At 71.3% G+C, this 23,144-nt stretch carries 23 protein-coding genes and 2 pseudogenes; 19 read left to right on the top strand and 6 right to left on the bottom strand.

Annotated features, from left to right (window positions below; genetic code table 11):
* Positions 1-60 precede the first annotated feature (60 nt).
* Entirely contained in the window at positions 61-1,125 is a 1,065-nt protein-coding gene (locus tag H4N64_RS34150) for a LacI family DNA-binding transcriptional regulator (RefSeq protein ID WP_186286414.1), read from the top strand.
* 9 nt (positions 1,126-1,134) lie between these two features.
* The gene (locus H4N64_RS34145; protein ID WP_186286413.1) at positions 1,135-1,641 is read left to right on the top strand and encodes a hypothetical protein; all 507 of its coding nucleotides are present in this window, start codon (positions 1,135-1,137) and stop codon (positions 1,639-1,641) included.
* Here H4N64_RS34145 and H4N64_RS34140 read toward each other — a convergent pair.
* Both H4N64_RS34140 and H4N64_RS34135 read right to left on the bottom strand, forming a co-directional pair.
* Positions 1,619-2,263 (bottom strand): ThuA domain-containing protein, encoded by a 645-nt coding sequence (locus H4N64_RS34140; protein ID WP_186286412.1) that lies wholly within the window; start codon positions 2,261-2,263, stop codon positions 1,619-1,621. The two genes, H4N64_RS34145 and H4N64_RS34140, sit on opposite strands and share 23 nt — an antisense overlap.
* Positions 2,264-2,292: 29 nt before the next feature.
* Positions 2,293-3,923, bottom strand: a pseudogene (locus H4N64_RS34135) (IS200/IS605 family accessory protein TnpB-related protein).
* Between the two features lie 246 nt (positions 3,924-4,169).
* On the opposite strand from H4N64_RS34135, the gene H4N64_RS34130 reads away from it, so the two are divergent.
* Entirely contained in the window at positions 4,170-5,186 is a 1,017-nt protein-coding gene (locus tag H4N64_RS34130; protein ID WP_186286411.1) for a DUF5954 family protein, read from the top strand.
* 10 nt (positions 5,187-5,196) lie between these two features.
* On the opposite strand, the gene H4N64_RS34125 is transcribed toward H4N64_RS34130, so the two are convergent.
* Complete coding sequence (locus H4N64_RS34125; protein ID WP_186286410.1) at positions 5,197-5,775, bottom strand: hypothetical protein; 579 nt, start codon at positions 5,773-5,775, stop codon at positions 5,197-5,199.
* 62 nt (positions 5,776-5,837) lie between these two features.
* Between H4N64_RS34125 and H4N64_RS34120 the strand changes: the two genes are divergently transcribed.
* Both H4N64_RS34120 and H4N64_RS34115 read left to right on the top strand, forming a co-directional pair.
* Complete coding sequence (locus H4N64_RS34120; RefSeq protein WP_186286409.1) at positions 5,838-6,470, top strand: VOC family protein; 633 nt, start codon at positions 5,838-5,840, stop codon at positions 6,468-6,470.
* Positions 6,471-6,528: 58 nt separating this feature from the next.
* Positions 6,529-6,927 (top strand): VOC family protein, encoded by a 399-nt coding sequence (locus H4N64_RS34115; protein WP_186286408.1) that lies wholly within the window; start codon positions 6,529-6,531, stop codon positions 6,925-6,927.
* On the opposite strand, the gene H4N64_RS34110 is transcribed toward H4N64_RS34115, so the two are convergent.
* Entirely contained in the window at positions 6,910-7,581 is a 672-nt protein-coding gene (locus H4N64_RS34110) for a DUF6597 domain-containing transcriptional factor (protein WP_186286407.1), read from the bottom strand. The genes H4N64_RS34115 and H4N64_RS34110 overlap by 18 nt on opposite strands.
* A 4-nt stretch (positions 7,582-7,585) precedes the next feature.
* On the bottom strand, positions 7,586-8,521 hold the full coding sequence (locus H4N64_RS34105) for an AraC family transcriptional regulator (RefSeq protein ID WP_186286406.1): 936 nt from the start codon (positions 8,519-8,521) through the stop codon (positions 7,586-7,588).
* Between the two features lie 81 nt (positions 8,522-8,602).
* Here H4N64_RS34105 and H4N64_RS34100 point away from each other — a divergent pair, with 81 nt between their 5' ends.
* Entirely contained in the window at positions 8,603-9,430 is an 828-nt protein-coding gene (locus H4N64_RS34100) for an NmrA family NAD(P)-binding protein (RefSeq protein WP_186286405.1), read from the top strand.
* Positions 9,431-9,448: 18 nt separating this feature from the next.
* On the opposite strand, the gene H4N64_RS34095 is transcribed toward H4N64_RS34100, so the two are convergent.
* Positions 9,449-10,594 carry a YhjD/YihY/BrkB family envelope integrity protein gene (locus H4N64_RS34095; RefSeq protein ID WP_186286404.1) on the bottom strand — a complete coding sequence of 382 codons (1,146 nt, stop codon included), beginning with the start codon at positions 10,592-10,594 and terminating at the stop codon, positions 9,449-9,451.
* A 100-nt stretch (positions 10,595-10,694) separates the two neighbouring features.
* On the opposite strand from H4N64_RS34095, the gene H4N64_RS34090 reads away from it, so the two are divergent.
* The 13 genes and pseudogenes from H4N64_RS34090 to H4N64_RS34035 all read left to right on the top strand — a co-directional run.
* Complete coding sequence (locus tag H4N64_RS34090) at positions 10,695-12,329, top strand: acyl-CoA dehydrogenase family protein (protein ID WP_186286403.1); 1,635 nt, start codon at positions 10,695-10,697, stop codon at positions 12,327-12,329.
* A gap of 278 nt (positions 12,330-12,607) precedes the next feature.
* The gene (locus H4N64_RS34085) at positions 12,608-13,891 is read left to right on the top strand and encodes a GAF domain-containing protein (RefSeq protein ID WP_186286402.1); all 1,284 of its coding nucleotides are present in this window, start codon (positions 12,608-12,610) and stop codon (positions 13,889-13,891) included.
* A 202-nt stretch (positions 13,892-14,093) separates the two neighbouring features.
* Positions 14,094-15,260 (top strand): hypothetical protein, encoded by a 1,167-nt coding sequence (locus H4N64_RS34080; protein WP_186286401.1) that lies wholly within the window; start codon positions 14,094-14,096, stop codon positions 15,258-15,260.
* 17 nt (positions 15,261-15,277) lie between these two features.
* Positions 15,278-15,850: a GNAT family N-acetyltransferase gene (locus H4N64_RS34075; protein WP_186286400.1), complete on the top strand. Its 573-nt coding sequence runs from the start codon at positions 15,278-15,280 to the stop codon at positions 15,848-15,850.
* Positions 15,851-15,975: 125 nt separating this feature from the next.
* Positions 15,976-16,059, top strand: coding sequence for a putative leader peptide (locus H4N64_RS46955; protein ID WP_310591794.1), 84 nt, complete (start codon positions 15,976-15,978; stop codon positions 16,057-16,059).
* Positions 16,060-16,186: 127 nt separating this feature from the next.
* A complete protein-coding gene (locus tag H4N64_RS34070; protein WP_186286399.1) occupies positions 16,187-17,884 on the top strand; it encodes a nitrite/sulfite reductase in 1,698 nt (565 codons plus the stop codon).
* Entirely contained in the window at positions 17,881-18,192 is a 312-nt protein-coding gene (locus H4N64_RS34065) for a hypothetical protein (protein WP_186286442.1), read from the top strand. The genes H4N64_RS34070 and H4N64_RS34065 overlap by 4 nt, the downstream gene beginning before the upstream one ends.
* Positions 18,189-18,899, top strand: coding sequence for a phosphoadenylyl-sulfate reductase (locus tag H4N64_RS34060; RefSeq protein ID WP_186286398.1), 711 nt, complete (start codon positions 18,189-18,191; stop codon positions 18,897-18,899). The genes H4N64_RS34065 and H4N64_RS34060 overlap by 4 nt, the downstream gene beginning before the upstream one ends.
* Positions 18,896-19,483, top strand: coding sequence for an adenylyl-sulfate kinase (gene cysC, locus H4N64_RS34055; protein WP_186286397.1), 588 nt, complete (start codon positions 18,896-18,898; stop codon positions 19,481-19,483). Before H4N64_RS34060 ends, cysC begins: the two co-directional genes overlap by 4 nt.
* A complete protein-coding gene (gene cysD, locus H4N64_RS34050) occupies positions 19,480-20,418 on the top strand; it encodes a sulfate adenylyltransferase subunit CysD (protein ID WP_186286396.1) in 939 nt (312 codons plus the stop codon). Before cysC ends, cysD begins: the two co-directional genes overlap by 4 nt.
* 2 nt (positions 20,419-20,420) lie before the next feature.
* Positions 20,421-21,749: a sulfate adenylyltransferase subunit 1 gene (locus tag H4N64_RS34045; protein ID WP_186286395.1), complete on the top strand. Its 1,329-nt coding sequence runs from the start codon at positions 20,421-20,423 to the stop codon at positions 21,747-21,749.
* A 129-nt stretch (positions 21,750-21,878) separates the two neighbouring features.
* Positions 21,879-22,982 carry an aliphatic sulfonate ABC transporter substrate-binding protein gene (locus H4N64_RS34040; RefSeq protein WP_186286394.1) on the top strand — a complete coding sequence of 368 codons (1,104 nt, stop codon included), beginning with the start codon at positions 21,879-21,881 and terminating at the stop codon, positions 22,980-22,982.
* Positions 22,983-23,018: 36 nt separating this feature from the next.
* A pseudogene (locus H4N64_RS34035) lies at positions 23,019-23,144 on the top strand (ABC transporter ATP-binding protein); the annotation flags it as partial.

Raw genomic sequence — 23,144 nt, 5'->3', positions numbered from 1 at the left:
GAAAACAGCGTTGGTCGAGACTTTCGATGGCCCTCGGGCGGGCCGGAGAGGTGGTTCCCGATGGTCCGTACGGGGAGTGCGCACGTGGCGGCCGGGCCGACCCTGGCGGTGGTCGCCCGTGAGGCGGGAGTGTCCGTGCCCACCGCCTCCAAGGTCGTCAACGGCCGCGAGGACGTCGCGCCCGAGACGCGCCGACGGGTCACCGAGGCGCTGGACCGGCTCGGTTATGTCCGCAGACCCCGCTTCGACGCGGTCAGGACATCCGGGTTCATCGATCTGGTGGTGCACGCCCTGGACACCTCCTGCTCCGGGGCGGTCCTGCACGGGGTGGAGGCGGCGGCGCACGACGCCGGCCTTGAGGTGGTCGTCTCGGCCGGGCTGCCCCGGGCCACCGGCGGCCGTCCGGAGCGCGGCTGGCTGGACAAGCTCACGGCGCGCGGCTCCTCCGGGGTGCTGTTCCATCTGACCGAGCTGACCTCCGCCCAGTACACCTGGCTCGATCAGCACCGCATCCCGTTCGTGATGATCGACCCGGTCCTCGAACCGCCGCCGGGCGTGGTGTCGGTGGGCGCGGCGAACTGGCAGGGCGGGGTGACGGCGACCGAACATCTGCTGGCACTGGGGCACGATCGGATCGCCGTGGTCGCGGGGCACCAGCGCACGATGGCCGACAGTGCCCGGGTTGCCGGCTACCGTTCCGCGCTCGCCTCGGCGGGCGTACGGCACCGGCCCGAGTACGTCCGGCACGCGGGCTCGGACGAGGACCTGGCCCGCCGCCGCACACTGGAGCTGCTGGACCTGCCCGAACCCCCGACGGCACTCTTCGTCTGCTCGGACCGCATGGCCCATGGCGTCTACGCGGCCCTCGCCGAACGGGAGTTGAGCGTCCCGGACGACATCAGCGTGGTGGGCTTCGACGATCTGCCGGAGTCCCGCTGGATCACCCCGGCGCTCACCACGGTCCGCCAGCCGCTGTCCGAGATGGCGGCGACGGCGCTGCGACTGCTGGTGCGCATGATGGCCGGGGACCGGCCGGAGAGCACCCGTACCGAACTGTCGACCCGGCTGGTGGAGCGGGCGAGCACGGCGGCGCCGAGCTTGGCATGTCCCGTAAGTCGTCCATAGGTTGACCCGATGGGTCTCATCGACAAGCTGACCGGCACCCGATACCCCGAGGACGGGGTCGTACCGCTGTCGGCGTCCGAGGTCCGGGCCGCACTGCTTGCGCTCAACGCCCCGGACGCGCCGTACCGCATACGCACCGCGCTGACCGCGGAGAAGGCCGACCTGGTGGCGGAGTGGCGGATCCCGCCGTCCGCCTCGCCTCGGCTTGAGCGGACCGTGAAGACACGGATGCTGCTGGTCCCGGAGCGGCGCGAGGTGCGCAGCGTCGACGAGCAGTGGGAGGTGAAGCGGACCGGGAACCCGCCGCGGTGGGTGGTCTCGCGCCGGCACTCCGTCGGGCAGGTGAACTGGGTGGAGCGGCAGTGGACGTACGAGCGGGGGCCCGACGGGCGGCGGCAGAAGGTCGAGACGTTCCGCTTCGGCTCCCGGGAGGTCAAGGACCCCTTGCGGGAGGCGGCCCTCGGCGCGGGGTGGACCTGGCGGGGGATGATGTTCAGGCTCGGGCCGCCCAGGTGATCCCGCCCTTGAGGTGGGCGCGGAAGTCGGGGTCGTCGTAGGCCTCGGACGCGTGGCCGAGGGCGGTGTAGAAGACGCGTCCGGCGCCCTGTTCGCGGCACCAGGCGAGCGGGTGGTCGGCGCCCATGCCGCCGCCTTCGTAGGACGACTCGTCGGCGGTCAGCAACACCCGAACCGTGTCACGGGGATTGGTGTCGAAGTCGTACCACTCGTCGGTGAAGTCCCAGGCGGGCGGAAGATGGCGGGTCGCCGGGTGGTCGTGGTCCTCGATCAGGGCGCGGCCGGGCTGGAACTGCGGGTGGCGGGTGAAGCGGGCGCCCAAGAGCTCGCCGTAGTAGGGCCATTCGTACTCGGTGCAGGCCGCCGCGTGCACGCCGACGAACCCGCCGCCCGCCTCGACGTACCCGGCCAGCCGCTCCCGCCCGGCCGGGGTCAGCACCTCGCCGCTGGTGGAGAGGAAGACGACGGCGGCGTACGGCTCCAGGGGCGCGGTGAGTGCGGCCGGGTCCTCGCCGTGGTCGATCTCGAAGCCGCCGAGGGTACGCAGGCAGGCGACGGCGGCCGGGATGGAGTCGTGCCGGTAGCCGGTGGTGCGGGTGTGGACGAGAAGTCGCGGGCCCATGGTCGACGACTCTAGGCCCTGCACCGTTCCTAATCAGTGAGCAGGGGTGAGTCTTGGACCCATACCTGGTCACTGCGGACATCCCGAACGGTTTTGGATGCCCTGGTCGCCCGCTTTCGCTCCGCGTCCGGTGACACGGATCGTGTCCGTGGTCCGGGGATGCAGGGGCGGGTTCCCTCACGCCCTCGGGCGTCCGGTCGGGCCTGGACGGTCCGATACCCGCGACGATCACTCTGGTCGTCGCGGGGCGGTGCCGTCCGTCGCCGGATCGGATGCCCGAGGGCGCGCCTGCCGATCGCGATGCTTGCGGCATCGTGTCGGGTGGGTTTCTGGTTGTTGCCGGTCAGGGGTTTCTGCCAGTGCTGGGCGCCCCACTTGCTCGTGTAGGCGGGGTCGACAGCGATGATGGTGAGGCCGAGTTCGGCGGCCATCGACAACAGCCGGGAGCGCAGCCTGGACGTGGGCATGCCGGAGATGAGGTGGCGGAATCGCTTGCGGCGGCCGTGCTTTTCGCGGGTTTTCTCCGCGCTGAAGTCCAGGTCCTCGATCGCGATGGCGAGGCCATGCCGCTGGGCGAAGTGCAGCAGGCGGATGAGGGCGTGGCGGACCTGGGCGTCGCGGTGGCCGGCGGTGCCGGTGAGGTCGTAGCCGAACCGGAGCGGTGCTCCGACCGGGTTGCCGTGCGTATCAAGGCGCCAGGCGGCGAGGTGGTCGGCGTTGGTGTCGACCCCGACCATCCCCCTCGCGCGGGCCGCCGACAGCGGCACGACCGTGGCCGGGGGGATGGTCCAGGAGGCGGTGAGATACCAGCGCCCGCGCACGGCGTCTTCGTGGATGCTGTAGGCGACGGCCCGGTCGGAGGTGATGCGGTCGCGCCACTGCTCGCCCCGGTGCGTGAACGCCACCCGCGCGGTGAGCACGTACCGCCCGTATGGGGCGTTCGCCAGGTGGGTGAGCGGGGCGGGGAGTTTGATGCTCAGCTCACCTGCCCGTCGGGGGTGACGCGGATGGTCTCGTTGCCGTACCGCTTGCCGGATTCGCCGTCGGCCTTGAGGAACCGGCGCCCGGCCTTCCATCGGGCCCGCCACTCGGCTTCGGTGAGCTGGGCCGCCTTAAGTTGGTGACGGGTGTTCAGCAACTGCTTTTTGCCGCGCACCACATGCACGATGCCGTCCTGCCAGTCGGCGCGTGCCGCCGTCAGCCGGTCTTCGAGGACGTGCAGGCGGCGGGACTTGGTGAACCACTCCCGCTTGCTGCGGTAGCCGCCCGGCGCATGCCCGCTGCCTTTCTCTCCCACGGGCAGGGACAGCCGGTGCGCGACCGTGCGCACTCCCTCCTCCAGGCCCCGCACGTGGGCGAGCTGCGCCCGCCGCGCCAGTGCCCACTGATCATGCGTGGCCTTCGTGATCGATCCCGCCCAGCGTGAGGACGACTGACCGGTCAGGATGCGCTTGCGCTCCGCCCATGCGTCAGCGTCATGGTCGAGCCCGGCCGCGCACCGAGTCCTCAGATCCCGGGAGGCGAGCGAGCCAAGATGGTCGCCGACCAGACGGAGCACCTGTTCGTCGTCGGCGGTCAGACGCTTGAGCCGGTCACGGACCGCCACCGCGGACGGGCCGGGCACCACGAAGGGCGCCGCAACCTTCCGCAGCCCACCCACCCCGACTACCCTCCCCTCCAGGCCCGCAGAACCCTGTCACCGAACTCAACGACCACGACCCGAAGAGGTCACCCATTCGATGAAAGAACTCCCATTCCCCGCACGCCCCACACAGCCCGGACACTCACTCATCCATGCCGCAACACACTCGCACGCTGTTCCGCGGCAGCAGTGCACAACCCCAACTGCCCCGCTGGTTGGGTCATTCGGGCTTCTCCTCCACACCGGGTTCACGACAATGCGTGCATGACCGATGACTGGCGGCAACGGATCGACGCGCTCCAGGAGGAGCTGATCCGCCGTGACGACCCCACCGCCTGGGTGCGGGAGGCCGACGCGGTGGACGCCTCGCTGCGCTATCCCCATCTCGCCCTGCGCGGGCCGGTGTTCGGGGTCGCCGTACTCGATCCGGCGGCGGGGCCGCGCTGGCGGCTGCTGAAGCCGGTGGTGGACCCCATGCCGCAGGTGACCCGGGACGGGCTCAACTCCCATCTGTGGTTCAAGGCGAAGGACGGCACCGACGATCCGGCCGTACGGCGTGAACTGCTGGCCGCGGTGGCGGTGCTGGACGGGGAGCCGGTGAACGAGATCGAGGCGTGCGGGGTGCGCTACCGGGTGGTGCGCGCCGACGAGTTCTCACGCGGCGACGGCGAGAACCTGGAGCCGCCCCGGCCGACCGACCCGGAGCCTGCCGAGCCGTCCTGGGAGCGGCCCCGCAAGCACAACCCCGGGCCGGACGTGGGCTTCGTCCTCGACCCCGCCCATGACGACGGCCCGATGGCCGGGGCGATCCGGCTGGGGCTGCGGGACTTCGCCTACAGCGGCGCCCATGTCCCCGCCGAGGTGTACGCCGACTCCGAGCGGGCTGTCGGCTCCCACCCGGACGTCGTGCTGCTGCCGACCTGCTTCGGCGTGGTGGAACGCGGCACGATCGGCTGGGAACCGTCCGGCGGGCTCGCCGCGACCCCGCACGACGCCCGGCGCCATCTGTACGACGGGATGGCCGAGGTCTGGGCCGTGCTGCACCGGTACGACGACGCCACGCGGGCCGTGTACGCGAAGGCGGCCGAGGAGTTCAGGGCGCTCGGCCGCGCGGACGAGTTCTCGGTGGCCGAGCGCCGCTTCCGGATCTGCCGGGTGGACCGCATGCTCCGCATGGGGCCCGACGGCCCCGAACCCCCGCGCCCCTCGGACCACGACGAGTACGGCCCCATGCGGATCCATCCTCAGATGGACGAGCACGGCACGATCGCCCACGACTGACGGCGGAGGGTCAACCGGTCGTGTTGGCCTCGTTGTTCGGCGCGCCGTCACCCTCCGGCGGCAGGTCCCCGCGCTCCACGGATCCGCCGCCCGCGGGAGCCTGAGGCAGCAGGGCGTCGAGCTCGTCCTCCGACGGCCGGTGCACGGCGAGGGCGGCTTCCCTCAGCACGTCCCGCTTCACCCCCTCCCCGCGCACCCGCACCACATGCCCCTTCTTCGGTACGGCGTACTCCTGACCGCGGTACCAGGCCTCCCCCTCGCGTTCGCAGGGCGCCGTCGTCCCCTGGGCGCAGGTGTCGGCGGTCATCGTGCCGCGGTCCACGGAGAGTTGGAGCTGGACTCCGCCCTCCTTGGAGACGTACACGGCGGAGAACCCGTCGTCGCCGATCACGCCCACGGACTGCTGGGCGAGGGTGAAGCCGGGGGCTTCGATGGCATAGACGTGTTCCGGCGCGATGCCCAACGCCTCGGCCCGGGAGGCGAGTTCGGCCGGGTCCGCGGCGGCGTCGCCCGACTTGTCGGAGCCACAGGCGGTGAGCAGAGCACAGGAGAGGAGAAGCGCCGGCAGGACACCCCGTTGACGGATCACGACCCCCATCCTGCCGCACAGCTGTTCCATTACGGCCGGGAATCCGCATAGCCTCGTGGTCGATGAACACGATTCCCGCCCTTCTGGACCACCTCGTCCTCGCCACCCCCGATCTGGCCGCTACGGTCGCCGACTTCGCCCGGCGCACCGGTGTGACGCCCGCCCCCGGCGGCGCCCATGTCGGGCTGGGCACGCGGAACCACCTGGTGGGCCTGGGCGGTGGCAGCTATCTGGAGATCATCGGCCCGGACCCGGAGCGGTCCGCGCCCGATGAACCGCCCCTCTTCGGCGTCGACGGGCCGACCGGTGCGCGCACGATCACCTGGGCGATCAGCCCGCCGGACCTGGACGCGGCCATCGCCAAGGCCCGCGCCCACGGCTACGACCCGGGCCCCGCGCACCCGATGAGCCGCCGCAGACCCGACGGCACTCTCCTTGAGTGGCGTCTGACCGACGGCGCCGCCGCACACCCGTCGGGTCTGGTGCCGTTCCTCATCGACTGGAGTACGTCGGCGCATCCCACGGCGTCGGGCCTGCCGACCGTGCCGCTGCTGTCGATGTCCGCGAGCGCCCCCGACCCGGACGAGCTCCGGCCCCTGCTGGCCGCGCTGGGCACCGACCTGGACCTCACCGAGGGCCCGGTGGGCATCTCGTTCACGCTGAACACCCCGAACGGGCCGGTGACCTTCGACTGAGCGACCGATGTCCGTTTCCTTCAAGACCGGCCGCCCGGCCCCTGCCTACGGTGGCCGCATGACTCCACGATTCGATGCCTTCGGCCTTCTGGTCTCCGACATGACCGCCGCGGTCACCTTCTACCGCCGCCTCGGTTTCGTCTTCCCCGAGGGCGCCGAGAACGAGGACCACGCCGAGGCCCAACTTCCCGGCGGGCTACGGCTGATGCTGGACACCGAGGAGCTGGCCCGCTCCCTGCACCCCGACTGGCAGCCGCCCTCCGGCTTCCGGCACTCACTGGCCCTGCGCTGCGACGACCCGGCCGAGGTCGACACGGTGTACGAGGAACTCGTCGGCGCCGGCTACCACGGTGAGCTCAAGCCCTGGGACGCCTTCTGGGGCCAGCGGTACGCGGTCGTGCACGACCCGGACGGCAACGGCGTCGACCTGTTCGCGCCGCTAGCGGCGGCCGAGTAGCTCGCCCAGCGGCACCCCGGCCAACTCCTTCACGTCCCGCGCCAGATGGGCCTGGTCGGCGAACCCGGCGCGGGCCGCCGCCTGAGCGAACGGCACCTCGGCGCGAGCGAGGCCCAGCGCCCGCCGGAAGCGCAGAATGCGGGCGAGCGTCTTGGGCCCGTACCCGAACGCGTCCAGCGCCCGCCGGTGCAACTGCCGTGCGCCGAGCCCGAGTTCATCGGCGGTGGCGCCGACGGCCCGTCCCTCGTCCAGAGCGCCCACCAGCCGTCGCAGCAGGGGATCGGGCGCCTCGGCGCGCTCCAGCACGACCTCCTCCAGCGCGGTCGGCAGGTCGGCCGCTCCTTCGATACGGCCGGACAGTCGCCGTACCTCGGAGGCGGGCCACAGTTCGGCGAGGCCGACGCGGCGGTCGCGCAGTTCGTGCGCGGGCACGCCCAGGAAGGCGGGCGCGGAACCCGGGTAGAAGCGCACGCCGAACCAACTGCCCTCCTCGCCTTCGGTGACGTAGGCCCGGGTGTCGGCGCCCGCGACGATCAGCCGCCCTTCGTGCCACAGCAGATCCATGCAGCCGTCGGGCAGGACGCGCCCGGCGCCGGACGACGTGGTCGCCCAGACGAAGGCGCCGGAGAGCCGGGACGGCCTTTCCCGGTACACGGGTCTACGTCCCCCTCACGCGATGCTCCTGTGGACTCACCCCGTAGACCCGCTTGAACGCGCTGGACAGCGCGAACGCGCTCCCGTATCCGACCCGTCGGGCGATCGCGTCGAGCGTGTCCTCGGTGTCCCGCATCGCGTCCGCGGCGAGGGCGAGGCGCCAGCCGGTGAGGTATGTCATCGGCGGCTCGCCGACCAGCTCCGTGAACCGCCGGGCCAGCGCCGCCCGTGACACCCCCGCCTTCGCCGCCAGCGACGCCACCGTCCAGGGGTGCGCCGGATCGTCCTGCACCAGCCGCAGCACCCGCCCCACCACGGGATCCGCCAGCGCCCGGTACCAGGCCGGCGCCTCCGCCTCCGGACGCGAGAACCAGGCTCGCAGCGCCGCGATGACCAGCAGATCCAGCAGCCGGTCCAGGACCACCTCCTGGCCCGGTTCGTCGCGGACGATCTCCTCCATGAGGTACGGGGTGAGCGGGCAGTCCCACACCTCGGCCGTGAGCGTCAGCAGCGGCGGCAGCGCGTCCAGCAGCCGCCCGCTGACCTCTCCCTGCCACAGATAGGTGCCGATCAGCATCACGGCCGAACCGTCGAGCCGGTCGCCCCAGGTCCGCACGCCGAGATCCATGACGCCGTTGAGCGAACGGCCGTCGGGGTAGCGGCACTCCCCGCCCGGCAGGATCAGCGCCTGTGGTGCCGTGTCGGGGTCGTCGGCGCAGGTGTACGGGTCGGGGCCGCGCGCGATGGCGATATCGCCGGGGCGCAGCCGCACCCGCTCCCCCGACTCCGGCATGATCCACGCCTCGCCGCGGACCATCAGCATCACGGTCAGCGGGGCGCGGTCCTCGATGCGGACGGCCCAGGGCGGGTCGAAGCACGCGCGGATCATGAAGGCGCCACGCGCGCGTGGGCCCTCCAGAAGGCCTGCCAGGGCATCCATGGCGCCAGCGTAGACGCGCGCGCATGGGAATGAGCCGTTCAGCGATGGGTTGTTGGGGCGCGCGGCCGTTGACTGAGGGACATGACGACGAACACGCGGAACACGACAGTGATGGTGACCGGCGCCTCGGGCCGTACCGGCAGCCGGGTGGCCCAGGCCGTACGGGCGGCAGGTCTTGACGTACGGGAGGCGACCCGGTCCCGGGGCTTCGACTGGGAGGACCCGACGACCTGGGCTCAGACCCTGCGCGGCGCCGATGCCGCGTACCTGATGTACCCGTCCGACGTCGGCTCCCCCGCCGCGGCCGAGGGCATCGGGGCGCTGGCACGGGAAGCGGTCGGCCTCGGCGTGAGACGGCTGGTGCTGCTGTCGGCGCGCGGCGAGGAGCAGGCGCTGCCGACCGAGGAGGCGCTGAGGTCCTCGGGCGCGGACTGGACGATCGTACGGGCCGCGTGGTTCGCCCAGAACTTCAGCGAGGGCCCGCTGGCGGACGGGCTGCGCGAGGGCGGGGAGCTGGTCTTCCCGGCGGGCGAGGTCGAGGAGCCGTTCATCGACGTACGGGACATCGCGGACGTGGTGGCGGCCGTGCTGACGTCCGGGGACCGGTATGTGGGGCAGACGCTGGAGCTCACCGGCCCGCGTCTGCTGTCCTTCCGGCAGGGGGTCGCGGAGGTGTCGGCGGCGACTGGCGCCGAGCTGACGTACCTCCCGGTGCCGGCGCGGGCGTACCGGGAGAACCTGACCGCCTTCGGCATCCCCCAGGAGGAGGCCGACTTCCTGGTCGAGGTCTTCGAGACCCTGCTGGACGGCCGCAACGCCCACCTGACGGACACCGTCCACGAGATCCTGGGCCGCGTACCGCGCGACTTCACGGAGTTCGCCCGGGAGGCCGCGGCGGCGGGCGCCTAGAAGGCGTGACGGCCGCGGTCAGGAGCCGTCCGGCTTGTGCGGGGGATGCGTGCTCTTGACGTGGGTGCGCAGGCGGGACGTGACGTCCTCGGGGGGCAGGAAGCGCGACCAGCGTTCCGGGAACTCCGAGGGCATGTCCGGGTCGTCCGGATCGTCGTGGGCGGCCTCGCGGTGGGCGGCCGCGCGGGCCACGTACTCGGCGACCTGCGCCTCGCGCAGCCGCTCGTTGGCGGCGCGCGCCGCGGCCGTCGAGGCGGCCGGCCAGACCCGGTCGATCGCCGCGTTCACCGCGGCCCCCACGAGCACCGCGAACGCGGACACACCGATCCACAGCAGTACGGCGACGGCCGCGGCGAGGGAGCCGTAGATCGTGGCGCCTTCGACGGTGTTGGTGAGGTAGATCCGCAGCAGGAAGCTGCCGAGGACCCACATGCCGAGGGCCACCAGGGCGCCGGGGACGTCCTCGATCCACGGGGAGCGGACGGGCACGGAGACGTGGTACAGCGTCGTGAGGAAGGCGATGGACAGCAGGATGACCACCGGCCAGTACAGAACCTGGACCAGGGTCTCCGACCATGGCAGGACGTTGAGCACCGCGTCCGGGCCCGCCACCATCAGCGGCAGCGCGATCGAGCCGATCACCAGGGCGACCAGGAACAGCACGAAGGCGACAAGACGCGTCTTGACGATGCCGCGGACACCGTCGAGGCCGTACATGACGGTGATGGTGTCTATGAAGACGTTCACCGCGCGGGAGCCCGACCACAGGGCGAACAGGAAGCCGATGGAGATGACGTCGGGGCGGCCGCCCTTCATCACGTCGTCGAGGATCGGCTGGGCGATCTGGCGCACGCCCTTGTCGGACAGGACCGTGCGGGAGGCCTCGATGAGGTTGGCCTCCAGGCTGCTGATGGTGTCGGTGCCGGTCCAGTCGTCGACGTGGCCGAGCAGTCCGATCATGCTCAGCAGCAGCGGCGGTACGGACAGCAGCGTGAAGAAGGCCGCCTCCGCCGCGAGCCCCAGGATCCGGTACTCGATGCACGAGTTGACCGTGTCCTTGAGCAACAGCCAGGCGGTCCTGCGCTTCGAGACGTTCCGGTAGAGGGCACGCGCCCGGTGGAGACGGCCGGAGGGCCTCTGGGGGGGTTCACTTGCTGGCTGCACGACCTAACGGTATCCGCCGCCGGGCCCGCTCCCGTTCCGCCCCGGGGACGGCCGCGTCGGTGTGGTGACCGGCCCGATACGGAGGGGTAGGTTCGCAGTCATGGACGGCTCCACCCACACCGTGACGAACCAGCCCCCGCCCCTGGTCGGGTACGACGTCTACACCGCCGACCTGGCACTGACCTCAGCCGTCGAACGGCACCTCGATCCGGAGCTGCTCGACGAGGCGCACGGCGATCTGTCGGCGCTGGGGAGGTCGGCCGGCTCGTCGCAGCTCCAGGAGTGGGGTGTGCTGGCCAACGAGAACCCGCCACGGCTGCGCACCCACGACCGCTACGGCAACCGCGTCGACGAGGTCGACTTCCATCCGGCCTGGCACCGGCTGCTCGGCAAGGGGGTCGCCGCGGGGCTGACCGCGGCCTGGAACCGCCCGGGCGGGCATGTGCGGCGGGCCGCCGGGTTCCTGGTGTGGACGCAGGTCGAGGCCGGCAACGGCTGTCCGCTGTCGATGACCCACGCCGCCGTGCCCGCGCTGCGCACCGACCCGGACCTGGCCGCCGAATGGGAACCGCGGCTGACCTCCACGATCTACGAGCGTGAGCTGCGGCCTGCCCGGCACAAGGCCGGGGCGCTGTTCGGGATGGCCATGACGGAGAAGCAGGGCGGCAGCGACGTACGGGCCAACACGACGGCCGCACGGCCGCTGCCCGACGGGGAGTCCTACGAGCTGACCGGGCACAAGTGGTTCTGTTCGGCGCCCATGTCCGACGGGTTCCTGGTGCTCGCCCAGGCCCCGGGCGGACTGACCTGCTTCCTGGTGCCCCGGGTCCTGGAGGACGACACCCGCAACCCCTTCCACCTCCAGCGGCTCAAGGACAAGCTCGGCAACCGGTCCAACGCCTCCGCGGAGGTCGAGTTCGCGGGGACCTGGGCGCGCCGGGTCGGCGAGGAGGGGCGCGGGGTGCGGACCATCATCGAGATGGTGGCGGCGACCCGGCTGGACTGTGTGCTGGGCTCGGCGGGGCTGATGCGGCAGGCGGTGGCCCAGGCGATCCACCACTGCGACCACCGCGAGGCCTTCGGCGGCAGGCTGGCCGACAAGCCTCTGATGCGCAACGTCCTGGCCGACCTCGCCGTGGAGTCCGAGGCGGCCACCACCCTCGCACTGCGGCTCGCGGCCGCCTACGACGACGACGGCGAGCAGGAGCGGGCGCTGCTGCGGATCGCGGTGCCGGCCGCCAAGTACTGGGTGACCAAGCGCTGTACGCCGGTGACGGTCGAGGCGGCCGAGTGCCTGGGCGGCAACGGCTATGTCGAGGAGTCCGGAATGCCCCGGCTGGTACGGGAGTCGCCGCTGAACTCGGTCTGGGAGGGCGCGGGAAACGTCCAGGCCCTGGACGTACTGCGGGCCCTGCGCCGGGAACCGGACGCCCTCGACGCCTACCTCCAGGAGATCGGCCGAGCCCGCGGCGCCGACCACCGCCTGGACGGCGCGATCAAGGCCCTGCTGACCGAACTGGCCGACCTGGAGGGCGTAGAGGGCCGGGCCAGGAGGCTGACGGAGCGGCTCGCGCTGGTACTCCAGGGTTCGCTGCTCGTACGTTTCGCACCACCGGAGGTGGCTGACGCGTTCTGTGCGTCACGCCTGGGCGGCGACGGAGGCGCGGCCTTCGGAACGCTGCCGTCAACACTGAACCTGGCGTCAGTGGTGGACCGGTCGAGGCCGGAGGCCTGACCGAGGGGCGCGGGGCTGCATCGATGTGCCAACCGCCGGATGGTCGGGGGTGGTGCTGCGCCGACACGGCACCACCCCCGCACCGGCCCGTTCGAGGCCGCGAACGCCGCTCGGGACGGCGTTGCTCAAGTTTCAGTCAGCCCATGGCGGACCACCAGGGTTGCAAGGGGTTGCAACTTGTCAATCACTGTGGACGGAGTGTGCCCTTCCGCCGAGGATGGGCGTCACTATGAGATGACCAGTCACGAATCGACCGACGCACCCCCGGGGAGGGACTCGTGGCGCTGTCACCGATGGACGTGACGCAGCTGGCCGCCGTCGACACGGCACGCGCGGCGCGAGTGCTCAACGACGTGCGCAACGCCACGCTCTCCGGGCAGCGCGCGCCGGTCGCGCCGCGCCCGGTGATCGAGCAGTCCTGGGACCGGATGCTGCGCAGCGGGGTCGACCCCGACCATGACTTCCGCTCGGGGCTGCTCTCCCGCGAGGAGGTGCAGCGACGCCGGGAGACCGGCGCGCTGCGGCATGTGCTGCCGGTCCTGCGCGAGGGGCTGCTGTCGGTCGCGGACGTCGCCCACCACATCATGGTCGTCGCCGACGAGGACGCCCGGGTGCTGTGGCGGGAGGGCAGCGCGCCGGTGCTGCGCAAGGCCGACGGGCTGGGCCTTGAACTCGGCGCGGACTGGCGGGAGGACATCGTCGGCACCAACGGCGTGGGCACCCCGGCCGTTGTGCGCCGCCCGGTGCAGGTGTTCGCCTCCGAGCACTTCGTGCGCACCCACGCCACCTGGACCTGTGCCGGTGCCCCCATCACGGATCCGCGGGACGGCCGGCTGATCGGCGTGGTGGATGTCAGCGGACCGCTGGAGACCATGCATCCGGCGACCCTGGCCTGGGTGGACACCGTCGCCAAGCTTGCCGAGGCGCGGCTGCGGGAGCTGCATCTGACCTCGCTGGAGCGGCTGCGCGCGGTGGCGGCGCCGGTGTTGTCCCGGCTCGCGGGGCGGGCGCTGGTGGTGGACCGGGACGGCTGGTGCGCGGCGGTGACGGGGATGCCGTACATGAACCGGATCGCGCTGCCCAAGTCGCTTGCGGCGGGCCGTCGGTGGCTGCCGCCGCTCGGGCTGTGCGCGGTGGAGCCGCTGGCGGGCGGCTGGCTGCTCAGGCCCGCCGACGAGCCGGTGCCGCGCGGGCGCACCCGGATCGTGCTCGATCTGTCGCAGCCGCGCCGCTGGTCGATGACGGTGACCGGCGGAGCGGGCACCTGGACCCATGAACTGAGCCCCCGGCACGCCGAGTTGCTCTGTCTGCTGGCCCTGTACCGGGGCGGTCTGAGCGCGGCGGGCCTGGCCGAGGAGATGTTCGGCGACGCGGGCCGCACGGTGACGGTCCGGGCCGAGATGTCACGGGTACGGCGCTACCTCGGAGGGCTGCTGGAACACCGACCTTATCGTTTCTGCGAGGACGCGGAGGTGGATGTGCTGTTCCCCGAAAACCCACGGGATCTGCTACCGCACTCGACGGCGCCCGGGGTGGCAGACGGCCGGGGGGCGCCCCGATAGGGGCGCGGGGAACCGCGCGACCAGCCACGAGGGCGCCGCGGACGAACGACGACGCGTCTCGGCCCTTCCAGCGGAGCGTTTTGCGAGGTCTTCGTCCCCGACCGTGCCCCACTGCCGTAGCATCCTCCATGGGCCACCCCACCTGCTCCTTGGTCAACGCACGGATCAACAGGCGCAGTTGGCCCGCCCTCGGGAGGACGTCATGACACAGCATCGCGGCAGGCACCGCCGGCGCAAACGGGGCCGTGCGCTGCGCGGAGTGCTGGCCGGGACCGCCCTCGCGCTCACCGCTGCCGCCACCATGATCAGCGCCTCCCAGGCCACGGTCGACCACGATCCCGGGGCGCTCAAGCCCCTCACCTCCCGCGCCGAGCTGAACACCCTGAGCCTGCGCGAGGACCTGGTGCCCGGGCAGGCCCTGGACCGGCTCTCCTCGGAGCTGGGCCGGCCCGTCGGCGTCGGCGCGGCCCTCGACGACGCCGACGGCACCCTGAGCGACCCCGCCGACTGCCTGGCCACCGAGCGCGAGGCGCTGCCGGTGTCGCCCGCGGCCACACGCGCGTACTGCTGGGACCCCGCCGACACCCGGGGCCTTCGGTCCGGCGCGGTCACCACCTCCGGGGACGCCGACGACGACGGCCGCTGGGGCGAGCACCGCGTGGTGCTGTCCGCCTGGTCCGACGACCGGCTCTCCCGGGTCGCCTTCGTCGACGCGGACGACCTCGACCGCCTCCGCTACACCTGGGTGCGGCTCACCGTCCCGACGGACGAGGGCCGCGCCTGGCGCCCGCTGCGCTCGGCGGTCTCGGGCATGGTCTGGTACCAGGACAAGCTGCTGGTCACCGCGCGGGACGGGTTGTACGTCTACGACATGCACCGCGTCCAGCGCGCGTCCGGGGCGGACGGGTCCCGGTTCGCGCTGCCGGCCGTCGGCGTGTACCGCTCGGCCGGACAGGCCCCCGTGGGCCTCTCGCTGGACCGGAGCACCTCGCCGGACAGCCTGGTGGCGAGCGGGGGCGACCGGCTGTGGCGGTACGCGTTCAGCACGGACCCGGGCCGCACCGGGCTGCTCGCCACCGGGAACGCCAGTGAGGCGTACGCGACCGAGGCGGAGGACCTCGGCGGGGTGCTGTCGTACCGCTCCCGCTGGTATCTGACGCAGACGGCCGAGGAGGAGCGCGGCACGCTGTGGCGGCAGGACAGGAGCGGGGCCGAGGCCACGCGCTGCGGGTCCGACGAGACGCGTCGGTGCTGGAGCGGGCGGACGCCCTCCCTCTCCTACTGGGAGGAGACCGGCGAGGTCTGGTCGCAGTCGGGACGGACCCTGTTCTCGCTGCCGCTGAACACGATCGACAGATCGCTGGGGTAGATGATTCCCTGGGCGACATGCCCAACATCCCCGTGACCACCTGGTCCCTGGAGCAGACGGCGCCGTCCGACCTGCTGTCGGCCGCAGCCCCCGAGGGGGACGTGCGGATCGTCCGCTCCGAGGTCCCCTCCCCCGAGTTCAGCCGCTTCCTGTACGCCTCCGTCGGCGGCGACATCCGCTGGATCGACCGGCTGGGCTGGAGCTACGCCCAGTGGCAGGAGCACCTGGAGCGCCCCGGCGTGGAGACCTGGGTCGCCCACGACCATGGCACGCCCGCCGGATACGTGGAGCTGAACCCGCAGGACGACGGGGTCGTGGAGATCGAGTACTTCGGCCTGATCCCCGCCTTCCGGGGCCGCCGCATCGGCGGCCACCTGCTCTCCTACGGCGTCGCCCGCGCCTGGGACCTCGCGGAACGCTGGCCCGGCCGGGCGGAGACGAAGCGGGTGTGGCTGCACACGTGCAGCCTGGACGGCGAGCACGCGATGGACAATTACCGGCGCCGGGGCTTCAAGCTGTTCGACACCAAGGTCGAGGAGCAGTCGCAGGTGGCCGCTCCGGGGCCGTGGCCGGGGGCATACCCCGCCTGACCTGCACAAGGCGACCTTTCTCCGCCATGTGACCAAGGACACCCTTGTCTCGCCCCTCGGGACAAGGGTGTCCGCATGTTGGACGAAGCTGGACTGTGTCCAGATCGCCATGCCACGCTTCCGTCATGTCTGGAACTGGAATTGCCTTGGTGAGTCGGCGGCACGTCGACCTCGGCCGCATGTCCAGCGCCATCTGTCCGGCGCGCTGAGAGCACGTTCAGCACCGCCCGACACATCCCCCTTTGCCTGCTTTCCTGCGCAAAGACGCGCACGTCTGCCGTGCGCGCATGCGCAGGCCAGAGCCGCTTTCCCGCCTGTCCCGAAGGACGTAGAACCATGGCCGCCTCCCCGCAGAACCCCGCCGCCGCGACTCCCCGCCGCAAGGCGAGCCGTCACCGCGGCGAGGGACAGTGGGCCGCGGGGCACTTCACCCCGCTGAACGGCAACGAACAGTTCAAGAAGGACGACGACGGTCTCAATGTGCGGACACGCATTGAGACGATCTACTCCAAGCGCGGTTTCGACTCGATCGACCCCAACGACCTGCGCGGCCGCATGCGCTGGTGGGGCCTCTACACCCAGCGCAAGCCCGGGATCGACGGCGGCAAGACCGCGATCCTGGAGCCGGAGGAGCTGGACGACGAGTACTTCATGCTGCGCGTCCGCATCGACGGCGGCCGGCTCACCACCGAGCAGCTGCGCGTCATCGGCGAGATCTCGCAGGAGTTCGCGCGCGGCACCGCCGACATCACCGACCGGCAGAACGTCCAGTACCACTGGATCCGGATCGAGGACGTGCCCGAGATCTGGAACCGCCTGGAGGCGGTCGGCCTGTCCACCACCGAGGCCTGCGGTGACACGCCCCGTGTGATCCTCGGCTCGCCCGTCGCCGGTATCGCCGCCGACGAGATCATCGACGGCACCCCGGCGATCGACGAGATCCACCGCCGGATCGTCGGCAACAAGGCGTTCTCGAACCTGCCCCGCAAGTTCAAGTCCGCGATCTCCGGCTCGCCGCTGCTGGACGTGGCGCACGAGATCAACGACATCGCCTTCGTCGGGGTGAACCACCCCGAGCACGGACCCGGCTTCGACGTCTGGGTCGGCGGCGGTCTGTCCACCAACCCCAAGATCGGCGTCCGGCTCGGCGCCTGGGTCCCGCTGGACGAGGTCCCGGACGTCTACGAGGGCGTCATCTCGATCTTCCGCGACTACGGCTACCGGCGCCTGCGCACCCGCGCCCGCCTGAAGTTCCTGCTCGCCGACTGGGGCGCGGAGAAGTTCCGCCAGGTGCTGGAGGACGAGTACCTGGGGCGCAAGCTCGTCGACGGCCCGGCCCCGGCCCAGCCGGTCGAGCGCTGGCGCGACCACGTCGGTGTGCACCGGCAGAAGGACGGGCGTTTCTACGTCGGTTTCGCCCCGCGCGTGGGCCGTGTGGACGGCACCACCCTGACGAAGATCGCCGAGCTGGCCGAGGCGCACGGCTCGGGCCGGGTGCGCACCACCGCCGAGCAGAAGATGCTCGTGCTGGACGTCGAGCAGGACCGGGTCGACTCGCTCGTCGAGGGCCTGGAGGCGCTGGACCTCACGGTCAAGCCCTCCCCCTTCCGGCGCGGCACCATGGCCTGCACCGGCATCGAGTACTGCAAGCTCGCCATCGTCGAGACCAAGGCGCGCGGCGCCTCGCTGATCGACGAGCTGGAGCGCCGGATCCCGGAGTTCGACGAGCCCATCACCATCAACATCAACGGCTGTCCGAACGCCTGCGCCCGTATCCAGGTCGCGGACATCGGTCTCAAGGGCCAGCTGGTCCTCGACGACCAGGGCCGGCAGGTCGAGGGCTACCAGGTGCACCTGGGCGGCGCGCTCGGCCTGGAGGCCGGCTTCGGCCGCAAGGTGCGCGGTCTGAAGGTGACGTCGGAGGAACTCCCCGACTATGTCGAGCGGGTCCTCAAGCGGTTCCAGGCCGAGCGCGAGGACGGCGAGCGCTTCGCCACCTGGGCCGCGCGTGCTTCCGAGGAGGCCCTGTCATGAGCGAGCGGGCCGCCCCCTTCTACTGCCCCTACTGCGGCGACGAGGACTTGCGTCCCAGCGAGCAGGGCCACGGCGCGTGGGAATGCGCGGCGTGCAACCGGGCTTTCCAGTTGAAGTTCCTCGGGCTGCTGGCCCGGGGCGTGAGCGGGAGGAGCGCGCCGGTTTCGAGCGACCGAGCGCGCGGAGGCCCCGACGAAGGAGGGGCTGAGCACGGTCGGTCGCTCGAAACCGGCTTCAGCGCTCCGGAGGCGAGCGCCCTTCAAAAGAGGAGCCTTCAGCCGACCGAAGCAGGGGGAGACGAGGCATGACGACCACTCGGGAAGACCGCACCACCGAGGACTTGAAGGCGCTCGCCGAGCAGGCGGGCCGCGATCTGGAGGACGCCGACGCGCTGGAGATCCTCCAGTGGGCCGCGGACACCTTCGGCCGGCGCTTCTGTGTGACGTCCTCCATGGAGGACGCGGTCGTCGCCCATCTCGCCTCCCGCGCGTTGCCCGGTGTTGACGTGGTGTTTCTCGACACCGGCTACCACTTTCCCGAGACCATAGGTACACGTGATGCGGTGGAGGCGGTGATGGACGTCAACGTCATCACCCTCACCCCGCGTCAGTCGGTCGCGGAGCAGGACGCGGAGTACGGCCCCAAGCTGCACGACCGCGATCCGGACCTGTGCTGCAAGCTGCGCAAGGTCCAGCCGTTGGAGGAGGGCCTCAAGGGCTATCTGGCGTGGGCGACCGGCCTTCGCCGCGACGAGTCGGAGACCCGGGCGAACACCCCGGTCGTCGGCTGGGACGAGAAGCGGCAGAAGGTCAAGATCTCGCCGATCGCCAAGTGGACCCAGGACGACGTGGACGCCTACGTCGCCGAACACGGTGTCCTCACCAACCCGCTGCTGATGGACGGCTACACGTCCGTCGGATGCGCCCCCTGCACCCGCCGCGTCCTGGAGGGCGAGGACGCGCGTGCCGGCCGCTGGGCGGGCCGCGCCAAGACCGAGTGCGGGCTGCACCTGTGACCACGACCCCGTTTCCGGAGACCGCCCCGGAGAACAAGGAGAACCACGTGACGACCGGAGCCACCGTCTGGCTCACGGGTCTGCCGAGTGCCGGCAAGACCACCATCGCGTACGAGCTGGCCGACCGGCTGCGCGAGGAGGGCCACCGTGTCGAGGTGCTCGACGGCGACGAGATCCGCGAGTTCATCTCCGCGGGCCTCGGCTTCAGCCGGGAGGACCGCCACACCAACGTCCAGCGCATCGGCTTCCTGGCCGACCTGCTCGCCCGTAACGGCGTCAAGGCGCTGGTGCCGGTGATCGCGCCGTACGCCGACAGCCGTGAGGCGGTGCGCAAGCGACACCAGGAGAGCGGGGCGGCGTACCTGGAGATCCACGTGGCCACTCCGGTCGAGGTGTGCTCCGTACGCGATGTGAAGGGCCTGTACGCCAAGCAGGCGGCGGGCGAGCTGTCCGGGCTCACCGGGGTCGACGACCCCTACGAGGAGCCCGAGTCGCCCGACCTGCGCATCGAGTCGCAGAACCAGACCGTCGGTGAGTCCGCGGCGGCCGTGTACGCGCTGCTCAGCGAAAGGGGCCTGGCATGACGACGACCGTCTCCTCGGTCGAGGAGGGTACGGAGACCCCGTACGCCCTCTCCCACCTGGACGCCCTGGAGTCCGAGGCCGTCCACATCTTCCGCGAGGTGGCGGGCGAGTTCGAGCGGCCGGTGATCCTTTTCTCCGGCGGCAAGGACTCCATCGTCATGCTGCATCTGGCGCTGAAGGCGTTCGCGCCGGCGCCGGTGCCGTTCTCGCTGCTGCACGTGGACACCGGGCACAACTTCCCCGAGGTCATCGAGTACCGCGACCGCGCGGTGGCGAAGAACGGGCTGCGGCTGCATGTGGCCTCCGTGCAGGACTACATCGACCGCGGGGTGCTCAAGGAGCGTCCCGACGGCACCCGTAACCCGCTGCAGACGCTGCCGCTGACGGAGAAGATCCAGGCGGAGAAGTTCGACGCGGTGTTCGGCGGCGGGCGCCGGGACGAGGAGAAGGCGCGGGCCAAGGAGCGGGTGTTCTCGCTGCGGGACGAGTTCTCGCAGTGGGACCCGCGTCGGCAGCGGCCGGAACTGTGGAATCTGTACAACGGGCGGCACGCTCCCGGTGAGCATGTGCGGGTGTTCCCGCTGTCCAACTGGACCGAGCTGGACGTCTGGCAGTACATCGCCCGTGAGGGCATCGAGCTGCCCGAGATCTACTTCGCGCACGAGCGTGAGGTGTTCGCGCGCAGCGGCATGTGGCTGACGGCGGGCGAGTGGGGCGGCCCGAAGGACGGCGAGACCGTGGAGAAGCGGCTCATCCGCTACCGCACGGTCGGCGACATGTCCTGCACCGGCGCCGTCGACTCGGACGCGACCACGCTGGATGCCGTCATCGCCGAGATCGCCGCCTCCCGGCTCACCGAGCGGGGCGCCACCCGCGCGGACGACAAGCTGTCCGAGGCCGCGATGGAAGACCGTAAGCGCGAGGGGTACTTCTAAGCATGAGCACGACCACGGAACTCTCCGAGACGACCCTTCTGCGTTTCGCCACCGCGGGCTCCGTCGACGACGGCAAGTCCACGCTCGTGGGGCGGCTGCTGCACGACTCCAAGTCGGTGCTGGCCGACCAGCTGGAGGCCGTCGAGCACGCCTCCCGCAACCGCGGCCAGGACGCCCCCGACCTGGCGCTGCTGACCGACGGTCTGCGCGCCGAGCGGGAGCAGGGCATCACCATCGATGTCGCCTACCGCTACTTCGCCACCCCGCGCAGGCGGTTCATCCTCGCCGACACCCCGGGGCATGTGCAGTACACGCGGAACATGGTCACGGGCGCCTCCACGGCCGAGCTGACGGTGATCCTGATCGACGCCCGCAACGGCGTCGTCGAGCAGACCCGCCGGCATGCCGCGCTGGCCGCGCTGCTGCGCGTCCCGCATGTGGTCCTCGCCGTCAACAAGATGGACCTCGTGGACTACCAGGAGTCCGTGTTCGCCGCCATCGCCGAGGAGTTCACGGCGTACGCGACCGAGCTGGGCGTCCCGGAGGTCACCACGATCCCGATCTCGGCGCTCGCCGGTGACAACGTGGTGGAGCCGTCCGCCAACATGGACTGGTACGGCGGCCCGACGGTGCTGGAGCACCTGGAGACCGTCCCGGTCACCCACGACCTGAGCCACTGCCACGCCCGTCTGCCCGTGCAGTACGTGATCCGCCCGCAGACCGCCGAGCACCCCGACTACCGCGGTTACGCCGGTCAGATCGCCGCCGGTTCGTTCCGGGTCGGCGAGCAGATCACCGTGCTGCCGTCGGGCCGCTCCACGAAGGTCTCCGGTATCGACCTGCTCGGCGAGCCGGTCGACGTCGCCTGGACCACCCAGTCGGTGACCCTCCTGCTGGAGGACGACATCGACATCTCGCGCGGCGACCTGATCGTGCCCAGCAAGGACGCGCCGCCGACCACCCAGGACATCGAGGCGACCGTGTGCCATGTCGCCGACGCCCCGCTCACCGTCGGCCACCGGGTGCTGCTCAAGCACGGCACCCGCACGGTCAAGGCGATCGTGAAGGACATCCCGTCCCGGCTCACGCTGGACGATCTGTCCCTGCACCCGCACCCGGGACAGCTCGTCGCCAACGACATCGGCCGGGTGAAGATCCGTACCGCCGAGCCGCTGCCCGTCGACTCCTACGCCGACTCGCGGCGCACGGGTTCGTTCATCCTGATCGACCCGAACGACGGCACGACGCTCACCGCCGGCATGGTCGGCGAGTCCTTCGCCTCCCCGGAGCCCGTCAAGGACGAGTCCGAGGACGACGGTTGGGACTTCTGACCATGAACTCGACCTGGGAGGGCGGGGTGCCGCGATGTCCGCGCTGACCCCGTACCCGTACATCTGCCGTATTCCCGGCCACGCTCGGTAAGGGCGTGAGAGCCGGGCCACCGAGAGGAACACCTTCCCGTGCCTGCCATCCCCGCCCTGCGCCGTACCCTCGCGGTACTGGCCGTGCTGCCGCTGCTCGCGCTCGCGGCCGCGTGCGGCTACGGCTCCCAGGCCGTGGAGAACACCGAGCACGCGATACCGGGGGCGGCGAAGGTCGACGGTCTGGACTCGGTGCGCATCGGCTACTTCGGGAACCTCACCCACGCCACGGCCCTGGTGGGGCGGCACGAGGGGATCTTCCAGAAGCAGCTCGGCGGTACGACGGCGAAGTACTCCGCGTTCAACGCCGGCCCCTCGGAGATCGAGGCGCTGAACTCGGGGTCCATCGACATCGGGTGGATCGGTCCTTCGCCCGCGATCAACGGGTACGTCAAGGCGAACGGCAAGAACCTGCGGATCGTCTCCGGTTCCGCGTCCGGTGGCGTGAAGCTGGTCGTGAACCCGGAGAAGATCAAGTCCCTGAAGGACGTCAAGGGCAAGCGGATCGCCACTCCGCAGCTCGGCAACACGCAGGACGTGGCGTTCCTCAACTGGGCCGCCGAGCAGGGCTGGAAGGTCGACGCGCAGAGCGGCGAAGGTGATGTGTCTGTCGTCCGCTCCGACAACAAGGTCACGCCCGACCTCTACCAGTCCGGCTCGATCGACGGCGCCTGGGTGCCGGAGCCGACCGCGTCCAAGCTTGTCGCCGAGGGCGGCAAGGTGCTGCTGGACGAGGCCGACCTGTGGCCCGACAAGAAGTTCGTGATCACGAACGTGATCGTGTCGCAGAGCTTCCTGAAGGAGCACCCGAAGGCCGTCGAGGCCGTCCTGAAGGCCTCCGTCGAGGCCAACAAGTGGATCAACGCCAACCCGGAGAAGGCGAAGGCCGCGGCCAACGCCCAGTTGGCGGCGGACACCGGCAAGGCGCTGCCCGCCGACGTCATCGACCAGGCCTGGCCGTCCATCCGGTTCACCGACGATCCGCTGGCGGCCACGCTCGACGCGCAGGCGAAGCACGCGGTCGCGGCGGGCCTGCTGGAGCAGCCGGACCTGACCGGCATCTACGACCTGACACCGCTGAACAGGGTCCTCAAAGCCGAGGGCGCACCCGAGGCCGACGACGCCGGCCTCGGCGTCGAGTAGCCACGAGTCCAGATGAGTTCCCAGGAGGTGACGACCATGGCAACCGCCCTCGCCAAGGCCGCCGACACGGATACGTCCGTGGAGCACGCCGCGCGCATCGACCACGTGTCGAAGTCCTTCGCCGGCCCCGCCGGGCAGCAGCTCGTCCTCGACGACATCACG

Origin of the sequence: Streptomyces cupreus (genome assembly GCF_014257025.1) — a bacterium.
Lineage (GTDB): Bacteria > Actinomycetota > Actinomycetes > Streptomycetales > Streptomycetaceae > Streptomyces > Streptomyces cupreus.
The sequence above is the reverse complement of the archived record's forward strand: the minus strand, read 5'-3'. Positions and strand labels throughout refer to the sequence as shown.